At 55.0% G+C, this 22,145-nt stretch carries 16 protein-coding genes and 2 pseudogenes; 16 read left to right on the top strand and 2 right to left on the bottom strand.

Annotation, left to right across the window (positions count from 1 at the left end):
* Positions 1 to 66: 66 nt before the first annotated feature.
* Positions 67 to 1,743, top strand: coding sequence for a 30S ribosomal protein S1 (rpsA, locus tag F6X59_RS02125; RefSeq protein ID WP_012313291.1), 1,677 nt, complete (start codon positions 67 to 69; stop codon positions 1,741 to 1,743).
* 96 nt (positions 1,744 to 1,839) lie between these two features.
* Here rpsA and F6X59_RS02120 read toward each other — a convergent pair whose 3' ends face one another.
* Positions 1,840 to 2,433: a hypothetical protein gene (locus F6X59_RS02120; protein ID WP_152954189.1), complete on the bottom strand. Its 594-nt coding sequence runs from the start codon at positions 2,431 to 2,433 to the stop codon at positions 1,840 to 1,842.
* Between the two features lie 357 nt (positions 2,434 to 2,790).
* On the opposite strand from F6X59_RS02120, the gene ihfB reads away from it, so the two are divergent.
* From ihfB to F6X59_RS02045, 15 genes and pseudogenes are all read left to right on the top strand, one after another.
* Entirely contained in the window at positions 2,791 to 3,087 is a 297-nt protein-coding gene (gene ihfB, locus F6X59_RS02115; protein WP_054886605.1) for an integration host factor subunit beta, read from the top strand.
* Positions 3,088 to 3,105: 18 nt separating this feature from the next.
* Positions 3,106 to 3,369: a LapA family protein gene (locus F6X59_RS02110; RefSeq protein ID WP_152954188.1), complete on the top strand. Its 264-nt coding sequence runs from the start codon at positions 3,106 to 3,108 to the stop codon at positions 3,367 to 3,369.
* Between the two features lie 101 nt (positions 3,370 to 3,470).
* Positions 3,471 to 4,897, top strand: a pseudogene (locus tag F6X59_RS02105) (MBL fold metallo-hydrolase RNA specificity domain-containing protein).
* 217 nt (positions 4,898 to 5,114) lie between these two features.
* Positions 5,115 to 6,167: an LPS O-antigen chain length determinant protein WzzB gene (locus F6X59_RS02100; RefSeq protein WP_152954187.1), complete on the top strand. Its 1,053-nt coding sequence runs from the start codon at positions 5,115 to 5,117 to the stop codon at positions 6,165 to 6,167.
* A 171-nt stretch (positions 6,168 to 6,338) separates the two neighbouring features.
* The gene (locus F6X59_RS28800) at positions 6,339 to 7,718 is read left to right on the top strand and encodes a Wzz/FepE/Etk N-terminal domain-containing protein (RefSeq protein WP_372240276.1); all 1,380 of its coding nucleotides are present in this window, start codon (positions 6,339 to 6,341) and stop codon (positions 7,716 to 7,718) included.
* Between the two features lie 40 nt (positions 7,719 to 7,758).
* Positions 7,759 to 8,612 (top strand): annotated as a pseudogene (locus F6X59_RS02090) (IS66 family transposase); the annotation flags it as partial.
* A gap of 634 nt (positions 8,613 to 9,246) precedes the next feature.
* Positions 9,247 to 11,217 (top strand): asparagine synthase (glutamine-hydrolyzing), encoded by a 1,971-nt coding sequence (gene asnB, locus F6X59_RS02085; RefSeq protein ID WP_152954186.1) that lies wholly within the window; start codon positions 9,247 to 9,249, stop codon positions 11,215 to 11,217.
* On the top strand, positions 11,214 to 12,341 hold the full coding sequence (locus tag F6X59_RS02080; RefSeq protein WP_152954185.1) for a glycosyltransferase family 1 protein: 1,128 nt from the start codon (positions 11,214 to 11,216) through the stop codon (positions 12,339 to 12,341). The genes asnB and F6X59_RS02080 overlap by 4 nt, the downstream gene beginning before the upstream one ends.
* Before the next feature lie 16 nt (positions 12,342 to 12,357).
* The gene (locus tag F6X59_RS02075; RefSeq protein ID WP_152954184.1) at positions 12,358 to 13,584 is read left to right on the top strand and encodes a glycosyltransferase family 4 protein; all 1,227 of its coding nucleotides are present in this window, start codon (positions 12,358 to 12,360) and stop codon (positions 13,582 to 13,584) included.
* Between the two features lie 2 nt (positions 13,585 to 13,586).
* Positions 13,587 to 14,444 (top strand): SDR family oxidoreductase, encoded by an 858-nt coding sequence (locus F6X59_RS02070; RefSeq protein ID WP_152954183.1) that lies wholly within the window; start codon positions 13,587 to 13,589, stop codon positions 14,442 to 14,444.
* Positions 14,445 to 14,535: 91 nt separating this feature from the next.
* Complete coding sequence (locus tag F6X59_RS02065) at positions 14,536 to 15,546, top strand: polysaccharide biosynthesis protein (protein ID WP_064304940.1); 1,011 nt, start codon at positions 14,536 to 14,538, stop codon at positions 15,544 to 15,546.
* Positions 15,539 to 16,666, top strand: a complete 1,128-nt coding sequence (gene wecB / locus F6X59_RS02060) for a non-hydrolyzing UDP-N-acetylglucosamine 2-epimerase (protein ID WP_152954182.1) — start codon at positions 15,539 to 15,541, stop codon at positions 16,664 to 16,666. Before F6X59_RS02065 ends, wecB begins: the two co-directional genes overlap by 8 nt.
* A 110-nt stretch (positions 16,667 to 16,776) precedes the next feature.
* A complete protein-coding gene (locus tag F6X59_RS02055) occupies positions 16,777 to 17,790 on the top strand; it encodes a glycosyltransferase family 4 protein (RefSeq protein WP_152954181.1) in 1,014 nt (337 codons plus the stop codon).
* A 94-nt stretch (positions 17,791 to 17,884) separates the two neighbouring features.
* Entirely contained in the window at positions 17,885 to 19,858 is a 1,974-nt protein-coding gene (locus tag F6X59_RS02050; RefSeq protein WP_152954251.1) for a nucleoside-diphosphate sugar epimerase/dehydratase, read from the top strand.
* 81 nt (positions 19,859 to 19,939) lie between these two features.
* Complete coding sequence (locus F6X59_RS02045; RefSeq protein WP_152954180.1) at positions 19,940 to 20,896, top strand: NAD-dependent epimerase/dehydratase family protein; 957 nt, start codon at positions 19,940 to 19,942, stop codon at positions 20,894 to 20,896.
* 94 nt (positions 20,897 to 20,990) lie between these two features.
* Here F6X59_RS02045 and rffA read toward each other — a convergent pair whose 3' ends face one another.
* A complete protein-coding gene (rffA, locus tag F6X59_RS02040; RefSeq protein ID WP_152954179.1) occupies positions 20,991 to 22,127 on the bottom strand; it encodes a dTDP-4-amino-4,6-dideoxygalactose transaminase in 1,137 nt (378 codons plus the stop codon).
* Positions 22,128 to 22,145 lie beyond the last annotated feature (18 nt).

Genomic DNA, 22,145 nt, shown 5'->3' with positions numbered 1-22,145 from the left:
AACAAACCCACATTGTCTGGAATGTGGCGATGGGCGTCTGTTTCGCCCGAATCTACAGGAATTAAAATGAGCGAAAGCTTTGCAGAACTCTTTGAAGAAAGCCTGAAAACCCTCAATCTTCAGCCGGGTGCCATCATCTCCGGTATCGTTGTCGACATCGACGGCGACTGGGTTACCGTACACGCTGGCCTGAAGTCCGAGGGCGTCATCCCGCTCGAGCAGTTCTACAACGAAGCTGGCGAGCTGACCATCAAGGTTGGTGACGAAGTTCACGTTGCGCTGGACGCGGTCGAAGACGGCTTTGGCGAAACCAAACTGTCCCGTGAAAAAGCCAAGCGCGCCGAGTGCTGGATTGTTCTGGAAGCAGCTTTCGCCGCCGAAGAAGTAGTCAAGGGCGTTATCAACGGTAAGGTTAAGGGCGGCTTCACTGTCGACGTTAACGGCATCCGTGCGTTCCTGCCGGGCTCCCTGGTTGATGTCCGCCCAGTGCGCGACACCACCCACCTGGAAGGCAAAGAGCTGGAATTCAAGGTCATCAAGCTGGACCAGAAGCGCAACAACGTTGTCGTTTCCCGTCGCAGCGTGCTGGAAGCCGAGAACTCCGCCGAGCGCGAAGCCCTGCTGGAAACCCTGCAGGAAGGCCAGCAAGTCAAAGGTATCGTCAAGAACCTCACCGACTACGGCGCATTCGTGGACCTGGGCGGTATCGACGGCCTGCTGCACATCACCGACATGGCCTGGAAGCGCATCAAGCACCCATCGGAAATCGTTAACGTTGGCGACGAAGTCGACGTACGCGTTCTGAAGTTCGACCGTGAGCGCAACCGCGTTTCGCTGGGTCTGAAGCAGATGGGCGAAGATCCATGGGTAGCTATCACTGCACGTTACCCAGAAGGTACCCGTGTACAGGCTCGCGTTACCAACCTGACCGACTACGGCTGCTTCGCTGAGCTGGAAGAAGGCGTTGAAGGTCTGGTACACGTTTCCGAAATGGACTGGACCAACAAGAACATCCACCCGTCGAAAGTCGTTCAGGTTGGCGACGAAGTGGAAGTCATGGTTCTGGACATCGACGAAGAGCGTCGTCGTATCTCCCTGGGCATCAAGCAGTGCAAGTCCAACCCATGGGAAGACTTCTCCGGCCAGTTCAACAAGGGTGACAAGATCACCGGTACCATCAAGTCGATCACCGACTTCGGTATCTTCATTGGTCTGGACGGCGGCATCGACGGCCTGGTTCACCTGTCCGACATCTCCTGGAACGAAACCGGCGAAGAAGCCGTACGTCGTTTCAAGAAGGGCGACGAGCTGGAAACCGTCATCCTGTCGGTTGACCCAGAGCGCGAGCGCATCTCCCTGGGCATCAAGCAGCTGGAAGACGATCCGTTCTCCAACTTCGTTGCTGTCAACGACAAGGGCGCTATCGTCAAGGGCATCGTGAAAGAAGTTGACGCCAAGGGCGCCATCGTCACCCTGGCCGACGACATCGAAGCCACTCTGAAAGCTTCCGAAATCAGCCGTGACCGCGTTGAAGACGCGCGTAACGTCCTGAAAGAAGGCGAAGAGATCGAAGCCAAGATCATCAGCGTTGACCGCAAATCGCGCGTCATCAGCCTGTCGATCAAGTCGAAAGACGACGCTGAAGAGCGTGAAGCCATCCAGAGCCTGAAAAACGCTCCGGAAGCGGCTGCCGACACCACCATGGCTGCGCTGCTGCGCGAAGCAATGGCCAAGCAGAACTGAGTTCTGTTTGATCGGTAAAAAAAGGGGTGGCCTTCGGGCCACCTTTTTTTATGCCTGCAATTATGGTTTTGCGTGCGGGCGTGTTAGTCCCCCAGGTCAGCGAGCAGTTGTTTGTACGTGTTGCGTTCCGGCTGCTGAGTTCATCCCCAAGGTCTTGAGGTCTGCTGCCGAAGGCGTGAACGTCACGGTATAACGACTCAGGTCACTTTCGTTCCGCTGGAAATGTACCGCTACTCGCTTGCCCTCCCACGAGATGGTCTTCATCTCATAGGACGCGCCTGAACTTAACTGGATTCGGCGGCTCAGGCTTGAGCCAGGCTGCCCCAGGGTGTCCGTCAGAAAGTCATCGACCAGCTCAAGGCTGCTGGAGTTGCCGGTCAGCATCAGTTGGCTGATGGCGCCACCCTTCAGGGCCGCGAAAAGCTGATACCCCGAACTGATTGGAAGGTATGGCAGTCCGTGAATTTCATACCGATCTGGGTCCGTGGTGCTGGTCCGGCACAGTGTCGGTTGGCGTGGGCTGCTGTCGGGGCATTCCGGAACCTGGGCTTTGAAATCGCCCTGAAACGGAACGCCTAGAAACTCGGAAGGCTCATCATCCCAGGTTTGGGGTTGGTGGGCGGATTGAGCGAAAGTGCCAGTGGCGCTTACCAGGGTCGCCAGGGCGAGCGAAAGGGGGGTGATCCGCATAAACGATCCTTGTGAGTACGACTCAACGAGCAAGGTAGGTAAGCTGTTTCGCAATCTGCTTAAGCTGGGATCAAAGCAGATGCGTCCTACTCGCGATTATGACAAATCCTGCAAGGCTTAGGTGTGTCATGGTGGCGTTTTTCATGTATACGCCGACTACCGTTCCGGTTTGTGACATGACAGGCACTTGCGCAGAAAGGCGACGCGAAGCCGTGCGGCCGGGCTCCGGCTCTTATTTCATTACAATCCAATCTTGAATTTTTTTATTAAGTCAAGAACCACCCTGTTCAAATCCTTCCGAGCGTGCTACAAACTGATTAAGCAATGATCTAGCTGCTTGATAACGAAGGGAAAAATATGACGAAGTCGGAGCTGATCGAACGTATTGTCACCCATCAGGGGCTGCTCTCGTCGAAAGACGTGGAGTTGGCCATCAAGACCATGCTTGAACAGATGTCCCAATGCCTGGCCACCGGAGATCGCATCGAGATCCGCGGTTTCGGCAGTTTCTCCCTGCACTATCGCGCTCCGCGGGTAGGTCGCAACCCCAAGACCGGCCAGTCGGTAGAGCTCGAAGGCAAGTTCGTGCCGCATTTCAAACCAGGTAAAGAGCTGCGTGACCGGGTCAATGAAGAAGAGCACGAGCACACTTGAGTCAGAAGGAGCAGTCTGATGCATAACCTGAAGCGCGCCTTGGCGGCGTTGTTCGTGCTGCTTTTGGCAGCTGTGGTGCTGTTCTTCGTGCTGGAGAATCAGCAAGCCGTATCACTGGTGCTCTTCGGTTGGTCTGCGCCGGCCCTGCCGGTGGCTGTGCCTGTGCTTGCCGCTCTGGTGGTGGGCCTGGCTGTTGGTCCGCTGCTCGGTGCTTACGGCGTGCAGCGCAGCAAGCGGAAGATTCGCGCGTCGGCACGCCAAGCGGTGCTCAACGGCAATTGATGAAAATGCCTACAGCTTTCTAAGAATGCTTCACCTATGCGCGCAGCCGGTGAAATGGAGTAATACGCATCCATTCAGCAGCCCGGCGAGCGTGCGACCCTATGCAATTCCCCAGTATCTCCCATCACGGTGGCGCTCGTGGCGTAACAGGGTCCTGCCACCGGCTCCATCTGGATTCGACTACCAGTCTGTTGGTGGATTGTGGCCTGGAGCAGGGCGCCGAGGCGCCCCCGGGGCGGGTTCGCTGCCTCCTGACTTTGTAGTGCAGGGTATCCAGGCCCTGGTGATCACCCACGTGCATCTCGACCATGTCGGGCGAATCCCGGCACTGCTCGCCGCCGGTTATCGTGGCCCGATCCTTTGCAGTGAACCATCGGCAAAGTTGCTGCCGCTGGTTCTGGAAGATGCCTACAAGCTGACCATCAGCAGCGAGCCTGCTCAGGTGGCGCGATACCTTGAGATTATCGATGGCCTGGTAGTGCCCGTTCCCTTTGGGCATTGGCACGCCGTAGTCGAAAAATCCCAACTCAAGTGCATGATCCGCCTGCAGCGTGCCGGGCATTTGCTGGGCTCCGCTTATGTGGAGTGCGATGTCCAGGTGGCGAATAGCAATCAGCGCATCGTCTTCTCCGGCGACCTTGGCCACGAAGGCAATCCACTGCTACGCCAGGTGCAGCCGCCGGAGCGGGCAGATGTACTGGTGCTGGAAAGCACCTACGGCGACCGCCTTCATTCGGATCGCAGCGATCGCCAGCAGCAGCTCGAGCGGGTCATCGATCGCGCGCTGCAGGACCGTGGCACCATCCTCATTCCCGCATTCAGCCTGGGCCGCGCTCAGGAATTGTTGTTCGAGCTCGAAGATATCCTTCACCGCAGGGCATTGCTTGGTGATCCTGCAGTGGTGCTAGGCGATGACACCTATGCATGGTCGCAGCTACCCATCATTCTCGACTCGCCGCTGGCTCAGCATATTACGGATGTCTATCGTCAGTTGCATGACTACTGGAATGACGAGGCCAGCGCGCGGGTCAGTCAGGGGCGCGACCCCTTGGGGTTTGGTCAGCTAGTGTGCGTCGATACGCACGCCCGCCACCGGCAGGTGGTGAACTACTTGAAGAGCACCGGGCGGCCGGCGATTGTCATTGCGGGGAATGGGATGTGCTCAGGCGGGAGGATTGTCGGCTATCTCAAGGCGATGCTGGCGGATCCGCGGCATGAGGTGGTATTTGTTGGCTACCAGGCCAAGGGCACTCCTGGGGCTGTGATTCAGGCTAGTGAAGGTGCGGAAGGGTTCGTGCAGATTGATCTGGATGGTGAGCTGTATGAGATCCGGGCCAAGGTGGTTTCGCTTGGAGGTTATTCAGGGCATGCGGATCAGGCAGGGTTGGTGAGATTTGCGCGGGGTTGTAATGCGCGGCAGGTAGTGTTGGTGCATGGAGAGGGGCGGGCGAAACAGGCGCTGGCTCGGGTGTTGAGGGAAACGTTTGCGGCGACGGGAAATGAGCTGAGCGTCACAATTGCGGAATGACCGTTGGGCGGGAAGCGCGTAATCTGGCAAGAAGTGAGGAACTTCCTTAGGTCGGGTCTCTCTACTACTGATTAATGCGAAGTCATTGAAATATCGCAGGCAGGTTGGCAAATTGCCGCTACGCTGGACCCGAGAGGGGGGTGGGAGAGCCTTGTGGCTTGGTGGTGGCCCCCCCTCTGTTGACGCAATCAGACGGACCCAAGGAAAAAAAGACTAAATGCGCAATGAACGCGAGCGCCTGAGTGGTGGTGGTGGTGAGATTGATCTAGTTGAGCTGGTGCAGGGGGTATGGCGGCAAAAGATTTGGGTGGCGCTAGTCGCGGTACCGGTGATTGCTGTAGGGGTCGCTTACGTTACACTGGTTTCCCCGGTGTACGAGGCGAAGCTCTACATTCAGCCGCCGTCACAGAATGATATTGCACAGCTAAACTACGGTCGTGGCGATAGCACTGGGCTTGCGCCGCTCAGGGCTAAGGATGTGTACAGTATCTACCTTAAGGCGCTCCAGTCTGAGGCAGTACGAGACAAATTCTTTCGTAATGCTTTCTTGCCTACGCTGACTGACGAAGAGCGGGGTGATTCACGTGATTCGCTGTACGCCAAGTTTAACAGTATGCTTAAGGTCGCTCAGGCTTCCAAAGATATGCCTGAGCGGTACGTGCTTACGGCGAATGTCGAGGATCCGCGCCGGGCGGCGACTTGGGTGTCTAGCTATGCGGAAATGGCTGCGGACCGGGCCAAGAATGAGCTGCTAAGCGGTGCGAGCAGTGATATATCGGTTTTGGCTGATAACCTGGAGCAGCAAATCCGAGCTTCACGGGCCAGTGCGTCCAATCAGCGAGCAGACCAGATTGCCCAGCTCAATGAGGCATTGCGTGTTGCCAAGTCCATCGGTTTGGAAAAGCCGCCGATCATATCGAATACCTTGTCCAGTGAGGTTTCGGCGGGGATGGGAGGGTCGCTTACGTACATGCGTGGCACGAAGGCGCTGGAGGCAGAGATCGCCAACCTTGAGTCTCGCCCCTCTGACGATCCCTACATCCCGGGTCTACGTGAAAAACAGGAAAAACTAAACTTCATGCGTAATCTGAGGATTGATCCGGCGCTGGTCGCAATGTATCAGCAAGATGGGGCTGTCTCTCAGCCCGATAAACCGATCAAACCGCGCAAGGCAATCATTATGGCGTTCGCAGTCCTTGCTGGTCTGGCGATGGGGGTGTTTGCAGCACTGGGCCGTGACCGGTGGTTGAATCGAAGGAGCCATGGTTAAGGCAATTTGATGGCTCAAGGTAGCTGTTAAGCATTGTGGTCGGGTTGGGAAGGTGTAACAATGCGCCTCCCTCCCGCCCAACGACATGGATAGCTGTATGAGGCGCACGAAGTGGCCCTTCTACCCCTGCCTGTCCTGGGGATATCCCCGTTATAATGCAGGCAAAAATCAGTGAGCATCGAATCTCGCGACACCTACAGAGTCGGTTCTGGTGAAATAGATATTTTTGACCTTTTTCGAACTGTCTGGCGCCGGCGTTTATTTATTGCGTGCATGGGTACGCTTTTTGCAGTCATCGGTGTCGCGCTTGCCTACATCATCCCTCCTGAATATGAGGCTTCTGCCAAATTACGTCCTGTTGAGCTTAATCAATTGGATGCACTGAACCGCTCTAAGATCTACAGCCTTCCCCCTGAGGAAGCGCTGAAACATGTGGGTGCAAGGCTGGACTCTTACACCACACGGCTTGACTACTTTCGTTCCAGGCCAGACCTTGTGGAAGCCTTCAGGGGCGACGGGCAGACCATTGAGCAAGCCTTTCAAGAATTTAATAGCACCGCACTTGGCGTCGTCCAGGCTGACTCCAAAAAAACCGATTTGTTAACTAGCATTATCGGTTTGAAAATGCGTTACGGGAAAGATGTTGATGGTCCGGCTGTCCTGAATGCGTTCGTCGATTATGCTGTTGAGCGAGAGCGCATTCAGCTATCAAAAGATGTGCAGGTGATTGTGGCCAACCGCCTGGCGGAGGTGGATGCCAAGCTGAATTCGGCCGTTACGGAATACCGGACTGCGAACGAAGGGCGTATCGCTCGTTTGGAAGAAGAAGATGCCATCAAGCGCGCGCAGCTGAATGACGAGCTTAAAGCTTTGCGTGTACAGCTTAAAATGCAGCGTGAATCGCGTTTGGCTGAGCTGGACGAGGCTATCAGTATCGCTCGTAGTCTGGGCTTGAAGAGGCCATCCACACCCTCCAAGATGGCCGATGATGTTGCTGCGAATGGAAACATTATCCGTACTGAGGTGAATGGTCGGCCGGTACCGCTTTATTTCATGGGTACCGAAGTGCTTGAGGCCGAGCGCAGTGTTCTGCGCCAGCGTATCTCTGATGACTTTGTTGAGCCAAGAATCGGTCAGATTCGCAAAGAGCTCCTGTTGCTTGCCAATAACCGAAATGTCGAGGCGATCAAGGCTCGGGCCAACGATCAGGATTTCCTGGAGGGTGTCGAAGCGCTGCGGGTCGAGCGGGAGCGCCTGAAGGCTATTGATACTCAGTTGCAGGGCTTGCAGTTGGTTAGTGTTGATCAGCGAGCCGTCGCTGCCGCAGAGCCGGTAAAGCCGCGCAAAGCGTTGATAGTATTGCTCACAGCAGTTGGTGGCTTGTTGCTGGGGGTTTTCGTTGTGCTCATACGGGCTGCATATAAGAAAAAGCTTCGGCGAATTCGTGTTATAGGCCTCAGTAGTTCGGCCTCGACTATCTTGCCGGAAGAACTCTCTCGGGAAGTTGGTGAGCGATTGCCGGAGGTGCAGGCGCGCTCTTCGATAGCATGATTTTTTCTCATGTTGCTAGTGGGTCGATAAAGCCAAATTAGTCATCCAAGATCTGCCCGAGCACGAACTGACCTGCGCCTGGGGTTGCCGCAAGCATGTCATTGGCGAGGAAGCCAGCGAGCAGTTCGACATCGTGCCGATGCAGATCCGCGTACTCAAACACGTGCGCAAGGTCTACGGGTGCCGTGGCTGCGAAACTGCGCCGGTCACTGCTGACAAGCCAGCCCAATTGATCGAAAAGAGCATGGCCAGCCCCAGCGTGCTGGCCATGCTGCTGACGACCAAGTACGTCGATGGCTTGCCACTGCACTGTTTTGAAAGCGTACTGTCCCGCCACGGCATCGACATCCCCCGGCAAACCTTGGCGCGCTGGGTGATTCAGTGCAGCGAACACTTCCAGCCGCTGCTGAACCTGATGCGTGACCCGTTGCTGGAAAGCCCGGTGATTCACTGCGACGAAACGCGCGTACAGGTCCTAAAAGAGCCAGGCCGCGACCCGACCAGTCAATCTTGGATGTGGGTGCAGGCCAGCGGGCCACCTGACCGATAAGTTGTGCTGTTCGACTACACCACCAGCCGTGCGCAGGAGGTACCACTGCGCCTGCTGGAGGGCTAGCGCGCCACGTGGAGGCTGGCCATTTGCCGATCGACAACAACCTGGCAGAGCGTGCGATAAAGCCGTTTGTCATCGGGTGTAAAGCCTGGCTGTTCAGTGACACGCCCAAGGGCGCTACGGCCAGTGCGCAGATCTACAGCTTGGTCGAGACCGCAAAGGTCAACGGCCAAGAGCCCTGCACGTGGCTGCGCCACGTACTGGAGTGGTTGCCGCAGGCCCCGTCGGTAGAGGAATACGAAAGGCTGCTGCTGTGGAACTGCTCGCCGGAGATGCCGTAGTAACCTGCTGCCCATCATGTGATAGGTGGGCTTCATGGATCACACTCCGTCCATCATCAAGCGTCTGGGCTGGGCCTTCGGTAGCTTCTCCACGCCCGTCGCTCCAGCAAGCGCACGGTTTGTCAGGCGCGACTCTCATCGTGGCGCGGGGCGTGCCCCAAACAGACGCCGGATAGATCTAAGCAAACCAACCACTGCAGCCAGTAATCAGTATTGCAAAAATGAGGGAGGCCATAGATTTTCGACTTTTGTGTCGGGTCGCATCATGGCGGTGTGGTCCAGAAGGGAGTAGGGGGCACAGCATCCGTTTCCAGGGAGGGGCTTTGAATGTGGGGTTCATGGAGCGTTACACTGCGTCGCGGGTGCTGCGATGTTTCTTTTGCCATGGCATTTGCGCCGCAGGTTTGTCGGACTTACCTCATTGAGCCTTCCTGGCTGTCGCTTTCGGTTGGCTGTGGGGCTAAAAATTGGTAAAAGAATGCCTGCGTTCTCCCTGTGTTTTCCGAAGAGCGCGATCATTCGCTAGGATGGCACTTTGCTCTCGGCGAGCTCTGATATTTTACCGGTTTTCTGTTTCGGGATGCTTGGTGTCTCCGGGCGCAATAGGCCATTTTGCTAAGGATTGAGTGTATACATGTGTGGTTTCGCAGGGTTGATGGCGAATAACGTGGGGACGTTGGAAGGGCGTATCCAGTCTATGCTTGCACCACTTTTTCATCGTGGGCCCGACGATAGCGGTGTCTGGCTAGACGAGCAGGCAGGCTTGGCTCTTGGCCACCGGCGGTTGGCTATTCTGGATCTGTCTGCCCACGGGCATCAGCCGATGCATTCGGTTTCCGATCGTTATGTAATCGTATTCAACGGTGAAATCTATAACTTTGCGATCCTGCGCAAGGAGCTCGACTCTGCAGGCGCGACTTTAAGCTGGCGCGGTCATTCCGATACCGAAGTGTTGCTGGCAGCATTCGAGCATTGGGGGATTGAACAGACACTGCCCCGCCTCGTCGGCATGTTTGCCATTGCTGTTTGGGACAAGCAGGCACGGATACTTACGTTGGCCCGCGACCGCCTGGGAGAAAAACCTCTTTATTTTGGTCGGGTCAAACAGGGTTTCTATTTTGCGTCGGAGCTCAAGGCGATCAGGGCTCAATGCGGGAGGGACCTTGTAATTGACCGGAATGTTTTGGCTGATTATATGCGGTTTGGCTATATTCCTGCGCCGCACTCGATTTACGAGAATATCTTCAAGCTGCAATCTGGTCACTTCTTGCAGGTGTCTGAGGAAGGCATCGCGGGCGAGTCGCGACCGTTTTGGAGTCTGGACAATGAGCGCGTTGCCGGCGCGAGAGGTCAATTCAATCAAGCCAGCGACTCAGAGGTGCTGGATACCCTGCATCAACACCTTTCAACCGCAGTCGGTCTTCAGTCGTTTTCCGATGTTCCAGTCGGTGCATTTCTCTCGGGGGGCGTCGACTCCAGTCTGATCGTTTCGTTGATGCAGGCGCAGAGCTCGAGCCGAATTCGAACGTTCACCATTGGTTTTGAGGAAGAGGCATTCAACGAGGCGCCCTATGCCCGTGAAGTTGCCCGGCACCTTGGAACTGACCATACTGAAATGTATGTCAAGGCAATGGATGCAGCTGAATTAATTCCTTTGTTGCCCCGTATATATGATGAGCCTTTCGCCGATTCTTCCCAGATTCCGACGACCTTGGTTTCAAAGCTGACGCGTGAACATGTCACGGTTGCCTTGACTGGTGATGGTGGGGACGAGTTGTTCGCCGGGTATCCGCGCTATCCGATTACAGCCAATCTCTGGCGCAAGGTCAGCAAGGTGCCAATGCCCCTGAGAGCTGCGGTGTCTTCCGTTCTGACAGGGCCCTCTGCGGCCGGCTGGGACAGGTTGACCGGATTGCTCCCCAAGCGATACCACCGGTCGATCAATGGGCGCCGAGTCAATCGTCTAGGGCAGTTGATCGAGTCGCGGAGCCTTGGTGAAATGTATATCCGCCTCATGTCCCACTGGCAGCCAGAAGAAAGCATCGTCATTGGCGGGCAGTGCAGTGGGTTCGATGGATTCCCGGGGCTGGAGGAAGGCGACATTTCGGCAATGAGGCGTTGGGATGTCAAACAATACCTGACGGACGATCTCCTGGTGAAGGTCGACAGGGCAACCATGCACTCAAGTCTTGAGTCGCGAGCGCCGTTGCTGGATCATCGCGTTGCCGAGTTCGCATTCTCTCTACCCGAGCGCTTTCTTGTGCGAGACGGTGTGGGAAAATGGGCGTTGCGTCGCCTTCTCGATCGTTACGTGCCTTCAGAGCTGATCGATCGCCCCAAGGCCGGCTTCTCTATTCCGTTGGGGGACTGGTTGCGTGGCCCGTTGCGAGAATGGGCAGAGGATTTGCTGTGCCCCAAACGCCTTGCCGAGGAAGGGTATCTGGATGCGGACAAGGTAGGACGCGTATGGCACGAGCATTTGCTTGGTAAGTTTGACCGCAGCGTACATATCTGGAACGTCTTGATGTTCCAGGCCTGGCTGAGGGAGACGCAGGTTTCGGACGGTTATGGTGAAGCTTGCAAGAATAAGGAAGTTTTCAATTGAATATCGTTATCAACGCCTTTTCTGCTAGGCTGGGCGGCGGGCAAACTTATCTTATTAATTTGCTAAGGCATATTCCGGATCGTGCTGATTTAAAGATCATAATCCTGGCGCCAGAAGGACTTAAACTTCCCGAGCACCCTGCGATCACCCGTCATTATCCTGAGTGGCCTGTTGAGAATCCTCTCACCAGGACCCTCTGGGAGAAGTTGCTGTTGCCGGCTTATCTGCGGAAGGTCAAGGCAGATGTGTTGTTTTGCCCTGGTGGAGTGGTCGCCGGTTCGGTCCCGCAGGGGTGCAAAGTCGTCACCATGTTCCGCAACATGATACCTTTCGACAAGCGTGTATTGGGCTATATTCCGTTTGGCCTGCAGCGGGTCAGGAACTGGCTGTTGTACCGTGCCATGTTGCGCAGCATGTCAGAAGCAGATCTCACTATCTTCATCTCTGATTATGCACGAAGCGTTATTGAGGGACTGACAAAAATCCCCAACCCGGTAACGATCCCGCATGGCATCGGAAAAGAGTTCAGGGAGGTGGATGCCAACGTTGCACGCCCTCAGCGTCTGACCGAAGAAAGCTATATCCTCTACGTATCTCGTTTTGACGTTTATAAGCATCACTATGAGGTCGTCAGTGCGTATGCGAGTTTACCAGATAGCTTCCAGAAGCAGTTTCGTCTGGTGCTGATTGGCGAGTCTGACATGCCTGGCGCTGAGCGGGTGCATGAACTGATCAGGGATCGTGGTCTCGTTGATCGAGTGAGTATTCTGGGGGCGGTCCCGTATTTGGAGCTTCCAGCATACTATCGACATGCGGAGCTGGTAGTGTTCGCCTCCTCTTGTGAAAACTGCCCGAATATCCTGCTTGAGTCCTTGGGCGCGGGGCGGCCGGTGCTCTCGTCCAACGTCATGCCGATGCCCGAGTTTGCGGCAGAGGCAGCTGAATACTTCTCTCCATTCGACCCCGACGATATCGCCAGGGCAATGGTAAGGGTGCTTTCGGACGAGGAATACTCTCGTCGTCTTGCCGAGGCTGCTGTAGTGCAGGCAAATAAATTTGATTGGGCGAATACCGCTAAATCTACCTGGTTAACCATATTCAAGTCAGTCGACAATGCACAGTAATTCGGGGTCGAGTAAGTTGAAGATCTTGGTGGTGACTCAGTATTTCTGGCCCGAGTCTTTCATTATCAATGATATTGTTCGGCATCTTCATGAACAGGGCCACGAGGTCGTTGTGGCGACGGGCAAGCCGAACTATCCAGAAGGCAAGTATTTTTCCGGTTATGGTTTTGCCGGAACTCAGCGTGAGCGTTATCTCGATAAAGTCGAGGTGTTACGTGTGCCGATGTGCGCTCGTGGTGCAGGTGGGGCAAAAAACCTGATTCTAAACTACCTGTCGTTCGTTTTCTTTGGTTTGCTTGCGTTTCCCTTCATGCTTCGTAAGCGGAAGTTTGATGCCATTTTTGTATTTGCCATGTCTCCTTTGACACAGGCAATCCCGGCCATTCCCCTGAAATATATAAAACGGGCGCCACTGACGGTTTGGGTCCAGGACCTCTGGCCAGAAAGCCTGGCTGCTACCGGCTATATCAAGAACAAGCTGGCGTTGAAGATAGCCGGCTATGTGGTGAAAGGAATATATGCCTTTTGCGATTCGCTTTTCGTTCAGTCAAAAGCGTTTTTCGAACCTGTTGCGCGTTATGCCTGTCGCGACAAGATAGTTTACTACCCGAATAGTATCGACGCCGTTCCGGTTACTCCGTCCGGTATAATCCCTGACGACCTGATTCAACTGCTTGATCGGCATTTCTGTGTTGTTTTCGCCGGCAACCTGGGAACCGCTCAAGCGTTGGAAACCATCGTCCAGGCTGCACTCAGTCTCCGTGATGACCCGGAGATTCGTGTGGTCCTGGTGGGTAGTGGCAGTCGTTTCAACTGGTTGAAAGAGCAAAAGGACCTGCACGGACTGGACAATCTCATTTTGACCGGCCGCTTTCCGATGGACATGATGCCGCAGGTTTTCGAGCGCGCCGGAGCATTGCTTGTTACCCTGAACGCCGATGAGATCTTCACCCAGACAATTCCCAGCAAGGTGCAGGCGTATCTTGCCGCGGGAAGACCGATCATCGCGTGCTTGAATGGCGAAGGAGCCAGGGTTGTCGTGGAAGCGCAGGCAGGTATGGCGACGCCAGCCGAAAAGGCGGGGCCGCTTGTCGAGACAATTCAGCGGATGAAGGCGTCTGGAAAGGAAGAGCGTGACAGAATGGGCAGGAATGGCAGGGCTTACTTCGACGTGCATTTTGATATGCGGCATCAGGTCGAGTCTCTGGTGGAAATGCTTGGAAAAGCCGGTGGAAAGGAGTAGTTATGCGGGTTTTGGTGCTGGGTGTGACCGGAATGCTGGGCAACGCGGTATTCAAGGTCTTTGATAATGACGATAGTCATGAAGTGTGGGGGACATTGCGTAACCTCACGGGGTTGCGGAACTTTTCGCAATCGAGCCATTCCCGGTTGCTGCCGGGTGTTGATGTGCTGGACCAGCAGGCGCTCGTTAATGTACTCAACAAGGTTCGTCCTGAGGTGGTCATAAACTGTGTCGGTCTGATCAAGCAATTGGCAGATGCGAAAGACCCTCTCACGGCATTGCCCATCAACTCCATGTTGCCGCACCGGTTGGCAGCCCTGTGCTCTCTTGCGCAGGCGCGGTTGATACATGTCAGTACCGACTGCGTGTTTTCAGGTCGCCAGGGGAACTATCATGAGAATGATACTTCTGACGCTGAGGATCTTTATGGAAAGTCCAAGTATATCGGCGAGCTGCATGATTTGCCGGGCGCGATCACTTTGCGCACGTCAATCATCGGGCATGAATTGAACTCGTCTCAATCCTTGGTTGACTGGTTCCTCTCCCAGGAGGGCACGGTCAAAGGATTTTCCAAGGCTGTTTTCTCAGGCCTTCCAACCGTTGAACTGGCGCGTGTCATGAAAGACTACGTCTTGCCTCGACCGGAGTTGTGCGGCCTGTATCACGTTGCGGCACAGCCCGTGTCCAAGCTTGAGCTTTTGCGCCTTCTGGCAAAGCAATATGCCAAGGATATTAAAATAACGCCTGATGACAATCTGGTTATTGATCGCTCGCTTGATGGCGGGCGTTTCAGTGAAGCCACCGGTTATGTGGCCCCTTCCTGGCCTGAGCTGGTTCGGGCCATGTGGGAAGGGCGTTGATTTCTTGTCTCAGGTAAGCCATGAAGCACCTCTGCGGGTTACATGTGTCCCGTGTGCACTGTAACGGCTTGAGCTAAATTGGAAGGTTTCTATGTTTGATAATAAAGTTTTGATGATTACTGGCGGTACCGGCTCTTTTGGTAATGCGGTGCTGAAGCGTTTTCTGAATACCAATGTCAGAGAAATCAGGATTTTCAGCAGGGATGAGAAAAAACAGGAAGATATGCGCATCGCCTTGGCTAATGATAAAGTCAAGTTCTACATCGGTGATGTTCGTGACTATGACAGCCTGAAGCAGGCGATGGTCGGTGTAGATTATATATTCCACGCGGCGGCCCTCAAGCAGGTGCCTTCTTGCGAGTTCTATCCCATGGAAGCCGTACGCACCAATGTCCAGGGAACGGAGAATGTGCTTAATGCCGCGATTGCCCGAGACGTCAAGCGCGTCGTAGTGCTGAGTACTGACAAAGCGGTCTATCCCATCAATGCGATGGGCATCTCGAAGGCAATGGCCGAAAAGCTCATGGTTGCCAAGTCACGCACCATTCCGGCAGGCGGAACCGTCATCTGCGCGACTCGCTATGGTAATGTCATGGCCTCCCGTGGCTCAGTCATTCCCCTTTTCGTGGAGCAACTCAGGACGGGTGAGGATCTGACTGTCACCGATCCTGCCATGACCCGTTTCCTGATGTCGCTGGAAGACTCCGTCGATCTGGTACTCCACGCCTTCGAGCACGGCCAGCAAGGTGATCTCTTCATTCAGAAGGCACCAGCCTCCACGGTAGGAGAGCTTGCAGAGGCGATCAAGGAAATCTTTGGCAAAGATAACGTTGTCCGCGTTATCGGTACACGCCATGGTGAAAAGCTTTATGAGTCGCTGGTGTCTCGTGAAGAGATGGCCAAAGCCGAAGACATGGGGCGCTATTACCGCATCCCGGCTGACAACCGTGACTTGAACTATAAAAAGTACTTTGTAGAGGGTGAGCAAAAGATCTCCGAGCTCGACGACTATACGTCGCATAACACCGAGCGTCTTGATGTGCCGGGAATCAAGGAGTTGCTCCTTAACCTCGATTACATTCAGGAGCAGCTTGATGCTTAAGGTCATGACGCTGGTAGGGACTCGTCCAGAACTGATCAAGATGAGTCGTGTCATAGCCGAGCTTGATCGGCAGGTAAATCATGTCCTGGTGCACTCTGGGCAAAACTACGATTATGAACTGAATCAGGTTTTTTTTGACGATCTCGAGATTCGCAAGCCCGATCATTTTCTAGGAGCCGCGGGTGAAACTGCCGCGCAGACCATCGCTGAAGTCATTACCAAGGCGGATGAGATCTTCGATCTCGAGAAGCCCGATGCGTTGCTGCTTTACGGTGATACAAACACCTGCCTGGCTGTTATTGCTGCCAAGCGTCGCAAGATTCCAGTATTCCATATGGAGGCAGGAAATCGGTGCTTCGATCAACGGGTGCCCGAGGAACTGAACCGGAAGGTGCTGGATCATTTGAGTGACATCAACATGGTCCTTACCGAGCATGCTCGGCGTTATCTGATTGCCGAGGGTATTCGTCCGGAAACCATCATCAAAACCGGCTCGCACATGCACGAAGTGCTGGATTACTACAGGCCGAAGATTGAGTGCTCCGATGTTCTGGAGCGCAGCGGTCTTGAGTTGGACAAGTTTTTTGTCGTCAGTACGCACCGCGAAGAGAACGTCGATACACCGGAGAATCTCCAGGACTTGCTGGTCACGCTGAAAGCGCTGGCTGACGTCTACGGATATCCCGTAATCGTTTCTACTCACCCCAGGACTCGCAAGCGTCTGGAGGCGTTGGGTGAATCGCTGGATCACCCGTTGATTCGCTTCGTCAAACCATTTGGTCTTCTTGACTACATCAAGCTGCAGATGTCTGCATTCTGTGTGCTTTCCGACAGTGGCACCATCACTGAAGAGGCGTCCCTGCTCAACCTGCCAGCTGTGACGTTGCGTAACGCCCACGAGCGTCCGGAAGGTATGGATCAGGGTACGCTGATCATGAGTGGCTTGAAGAAGGATCCTGTTCTGGCGGCAGTCAAGGTCGTCACTTCCCAGCACGCGGCAAATGGCCGCGCCATCCCGGTAGTGCCGGACTACGAAGGTGGCCCTGTGTCACTGCAGGTAGTTCGCGTGGTGCTGAGTTATACGGACTACATCAATCGCACGGTTTGGCGCAAGGATTGAGTCCGACGCACAGTCGCTGTATCAGCTAGAGTCGGTAGCGTGTCCACGACTTCCGATTCCAGCCGTGCAGACGCGGTCACCGTAAAGTACTACCCAGGAAAAATCTAAAAATGACTCAATGGTGGCTGACTCCACTGGTGTTCCTTGTTTCCCTGTGGCTTACTGCAGTTTTGCGTCGGTATGCGTTGGCGAAGAGTATCATTGATATTCCCAATGATCGTAGTTCGCATGTGGTGCCTACTCCGCGCGGCGGTGGGGTGGCGATTGTCATTTCGTTTCTCGCGTCCTTGGCCTTGCTGGCAGGCAAACTGGATTTCACCGATGTGTTGATCGCATTATCGGGCTCAGGGGCTTTGATAGCGATTATCGGCTTCATGGACGACCATGGGCATATCGCTGCGCGTTGGCGCTTGTTGGGGCATTTCATTGCCGCTGGTTGGGCAATGTTCTGGTTGGGTGGCCTGCCGCCTCTAGAGGTTTTTGGCTGGACACTTGACCTCGCCTGGTTCGGTAGCGTGATTGCCGCAATCTATCTGGTGTGGTTGTTGAACCTCTACAACTTCATGGATGGCATCGACGGCATTGCCAGTGTCGAGGCGATCTGCGCCTGTGCAGGTATCAGCCTGCTGTGTGTCGTCGGCGGATTTGCGCAATTGGCAATCCTACCGCTGCTGCTGGCAGGGGCGGTGGCTGGCTTTCTATATTGGAATTTTCCTCCTGCACGAATTTTCATGGGGGATGCCGGCAGCGGTTTCCTCGGTATCATCCTCGGCGTTCTATCGATTCAGGCGGCATGGGCATCGTCGCAGTTGTTTTGGTGCTGGCTCATATTGCTAGGCGTTTTCATAGTCGACGCGACCTTTACGCTGGTTCGACGCCTGGCGCGTGGAGACAAGGTCTATGAGGCTCATCGCAGCCACGCGTACCAGTTCGCTTCCCGGAAGTATGGCAAGCATCTGCCCGTTACTCTCGCTGTTGCGGCCCTGAATCTTCTGTGGTTGTTGCCGATAGCGATGTGCGTCATGCTGCTCGGTCTGGATGGCGTAGTGGGCGTTCTACTGGCTTACACACCGTTAGTAGCATTGGTTGTCGGATTCAGGGCTGGATCGCTTGAAAAGGGTTGACCGCTCGGCGTAGGTTATTGCAGACGTTGCAACAAGATTCATTAGAGGAGCTGTAGTAGTGTTCGAAGGGGTTTTCGATAAATTGCGAGTTACGATGCTGGGGCTTCCGCGTCGGCAGAAGCTTCTTCTTCAGGTTTTGGCTGATGTCATTCTTGTGTGGGCGGCCCTTTGGCTCGCATTCGTGGTTCGCCTGGGTATCGAGGACATGGCCGACCCCATTGCTGATCATCTATGGCTTTTCCTCTGTGCGCCGGTCGTTGCTATCCCATTATTCATCAGGTTTGGTATGTACCGTGCAGTCATGCGCTATTTCGGCAATGACGCACTTATTGCGATCATCAAGGCAGTCAGTCTTTCTGCGCTCATTCTCGGGTTCGTAGTTTATTGGTACAGTAATCACCAGAACGTCGTTCCCCGGTCCATCATCTTCAATTACTGGTGGTTGAGCATGGTTATGGTCGGCGGTCTGCGCCTGGCGATGCGCCAGTACTTTATGGGCGACTGGTTTGCAGCGACGCAACATGTACCTTTCACCAGCCGTGATAACGGGTTGCCGAAAGTTGCAGTTTACGGCGCGGGAGCAGCCGGCAACCAATTGGTTGCCGCTTTGCGTATGGGCAAAGTCATGCGTCCGGTGGCCTTCATCGACGATGATGCAAGCATTGCGGATCGGGTTATTTCCGGTTTGCAGGTTTACAAGTCCCTTCATATTCAGCGGATGATCGATGCTACTGGGGCCCAGGAAGTCCTGCTGGCCATTCCTTCGGCGACTCGAGGGCGCCGTCGCGAGATTTTGGGCTACCTCGAAGGTTTCCCGCTGCATGTGCGTAGTATTCCAGGATTCATGGACCTAGCCAGTGGGCGTGTCAAGGTCGACGACATTCAAGAAGTCGATATCGCCGACCTGCTGGGGAGGGATGCCGTACCGGCACAGGAAGCACTGCTTGAGCGCTGTATTCTTGGTCAGTCAGTTCTGGTTACGGGGGCCGGTGGCTCCATTGGCTCTGAGCTTTGCAGGCAGATCGTTGGCTTGGCGCCCAGGACACTGATTCTGCTGGAGCACAGTGAGTTCAACCTGTATAGCATTCTTTCCGAGCTTGAGCAGCGGGTTTCCCGAGAGTCCTTGTCTGTCCGATTGTTGCCTATCCTTGGCTCCGTGCGGAATCAAACGCAGTTGTTCGAAATCATGAAGGCATGGCGGGTCGATACGGTTTACCACGCGGCGGCCTACAAGCACGTTCCGATGGTTGAGCACAACATTGCCGAGGGCGTACTCAACAATGTGATTGGTACCTTGAACACGGCCCAGGCTGCACTACGTGCTGGTGTGGCCAACTTTGTACTGATTTCCACTGACAAGGCTGTTCGGCCGACCAACGTGATGGGTAGTACCAAGCGCTTGGCCGAAATGACGTTGCAAGCGTTGAGCCGTGAAGTCGCCCCGGTGCTTTTCGGGGATGGCGGTAATGTTTCGCAGGTCAACAAGACTCGCTTTACCATGGTGCGATTCGGCAATGTGCTCGGTTCCTCCGGGTCTGTCATTCCGCTGTTTCACAAGCAGATCAAGTCCGGCGGCCCGATCACGGTGACTCATCCGAATATCACCCGCTATTTCATGACCATTCCGGAAGCCGCACAGCTGGTTATCCAGGCAGGGTCCATGGGGCAGGGGGGTGATGTCTTCGTGCTGGACATGGGCGAGCCGGTGAAGATTGTGGAGCTGGCGGAAAAAATGATTCACCTGTCCGGGCTGAGTATTCGCTCCGAGCGTAATCCTCATGGTGATATCTTCATAGAGTTCAGCGGATTGCGTCCGGGGGAAAAACTCTACGAAGAGCTGTTGATCGGTGCCAATGTGGTGGCTACCCAGCATCCAATGATCATGAGCGCCAACGAAGACTTTATTGCATGGGATGAGCTCAAGGAAAAACTGACTGAGCTGCTGGCAGCCGTTTCCAGCGACGACTACGATCGCGTGCGCCAGATACTGCGGGAGACCGTTAGTGGCTATGCGCCTGAGGGGGAGATCGTCGACTGGATTCACTTGCAGCGTCGTCTTGATCCGTGAGTCAGGGTGCATGCAGCGAAGAATAATGTTTCTCTTGGCTGCGTGACGTCGGTTTGGCTAGGTACAACTGCTGGAGTGAAGATGCACATATTGGTGACTGGTGCAAATGGATTTGTTGGCAGCGCTGTTCTTTCGCGTTTGCAGCAGGATACGCAGTACGTAGCTTCGGGTACCGTTCGGCGGCCTGTGACGGCCCAGACCTCTGCCAGGGTATACGCTGTCGGTGATATCGGTAGCTCTACCGATTGGTCGGAGGCTCTCAGGGGGGTGGACGTAGTGGTCCACCTCGCTGCTCGAGCGCACGTGTTGAAGGACTCGGTGACAGATCCCCTGGCAGAGTTCCGGCGAGTGAATGTCGACGGTGCAGTTGCTCTTGCATCGCAAGCGATCAGCAGCGGGGTCAAGCGTTTTGTATTTATCAGTTCAATTGGGGTCAACGGGAACCTGACCCACGAAGCGCCTTTTTCCGAAAGTTCCCTCCCTGCACCTCATGCCGATTACGCCACTTCCAAGCTAGAGGCGGAGAATGCGCTGAAGTCCATGGCCGAAGGTACTGGAATGGAGTTGGTAATCATTCGTCCGCCTTTGGTCTACGCGGAGAATGCACCTGGTAACTTCCGTCGTTTGTTGAAGTTGGTGAGTCTTGGCATACCCCTGCCTTTCGGGATGGTGCGAAACCTGAGAAGCATGGTTGCACTGGAGAACTTGGTCGATTTTATCGTGACCTGTGCGATTCATCCCGGTGCGGCGAATCAGACGTTCTTGATCAGTGATGCCGAAGACCTGTCGATCGGCGACACCATTCGACTCCTAAGCAAGGGGATGAACAAAAAATCCATCATGCTCCCTGTCCCGGCAGAATTGCTCGGGTTCACAATGGGCCTAGTGGGCAAGAAGAGCATGTATACACAGTTGTGCGGCTCACTGCAGATCGATGCCTCAAAGGCCGGGAAGTTGCTGGGCTGGTCCGCTCCTGTAACGGCGCAGCAGGCATTGATCGACGTGGGGCGCAGGTTCAAGTCTTCCAGTAGCCTATAGCCTACTGGCGTCGGGTTGGCAGTCATGGAGACCATGTCTGCCAACGCTGGGCTATCGAGTCCTGACGCTGGGCGCCCCTATGATACGAGGGCGGTCAGCGTACCGCTTGTTCCAGTGCATCGATAACCCTTGCTTGCTGTTCCGCAGTGATCCCGACCCATAATGGCAAGCGGATCAGGCGGGCAGACTGCTGTGACGTTACCTCCAGGCCTCCCTGTACACGACCGAACCTGCGTCCTGCCGGCGAATCGTGCAGCGGAACGTAGTGGAATACTGCCTGGACTTCCTGTCGCTTGAGGCTTTCGAGGACTGCCTGACGATTCAGTTCTGGAGAGAGCAGTACGTAATACATGTGTGCATTGTGCTGGCAGTCGACCGGAACGACCGGACGTCGGATTGCACCTGAGGCTTCCAGTCGTTCAAGTCCGCAATGATAGCGATGCCAGATGGCCAATCGCTCTTGGGTAATCCAATGCGCCTCTTGTAACTGTGCCCAGAGAAAAGCCGCCGTTATTTCCCCTGGCAAAAACGAGGATCCGACTTCCTGCCATGTGTATTTGTCGACTTCGCCACGGAAGAAACGGCTGCGGTCAGTCCCCTTCTCGCGGATGATTTCTGCTTGAAGCGTGTTCGTTGGTGAGTTAACCAGCAGGGCGCCACCTTCGCCGCAAATTACGTTCTTGGTTTCGTGAAAGCTGAATGCGCCGTAATCACCTATGGCACCCAACGCCTGGCCTTTATAACTGGCCATCACCCCCTGTGCGGCATCTTCTACTACCTTCAGACCATATCGTGCCGCGATTTCCATGATGCGGTACATCTCACATGCCACGCCGGCATAATGCACAGGAACGATGGCGCGAGTTCGGGTGGTAATGGCGTCCTCCACCAGCGACTCGTCGAGGTTGAGTGTGTCTTCTCGTATGTCGACAAACACCGGGACAGCGCCGCGGAGCACGAAGGCATTAGCGGTTGAGACGAATGTGAACGAGGGAAGGATAACTTCATCCCCAGGTTGCAGCTCCAGCAGAAGGGCAGCCATTTCCAGGGCAGCGGTGCAAGAGTGCGTCAAGAGAGCCTTGCTGCTGCCCGTTTGTTCCTGCAGCCATTGGTGACAACGTTTGGTGAAATTGCCGTCGCCGGCCAGCCTGTTCTGAAACTTCGCCTCTGCGATGTGAAACAACTCCTTGCCCGTCATGTACGGCGAATTGAACGGAATAGGATCAGCCATATTTACCAGCCTCAATCG

This window comes from Pseudomonas sp. MN1F, from assembly GCF_009391885.1.
Lineage (GTDB): Bacteria > Pseudomonadota > Gammaproteobacteria > Pseudomonadales > Pseudomonadaceae > Aquipseudomonas.
The sequence above is the reverse complement of the archived record's forward strand: the minus strand, read 5'-3'. Positions and strand labels throughout refer to the sequence as shown.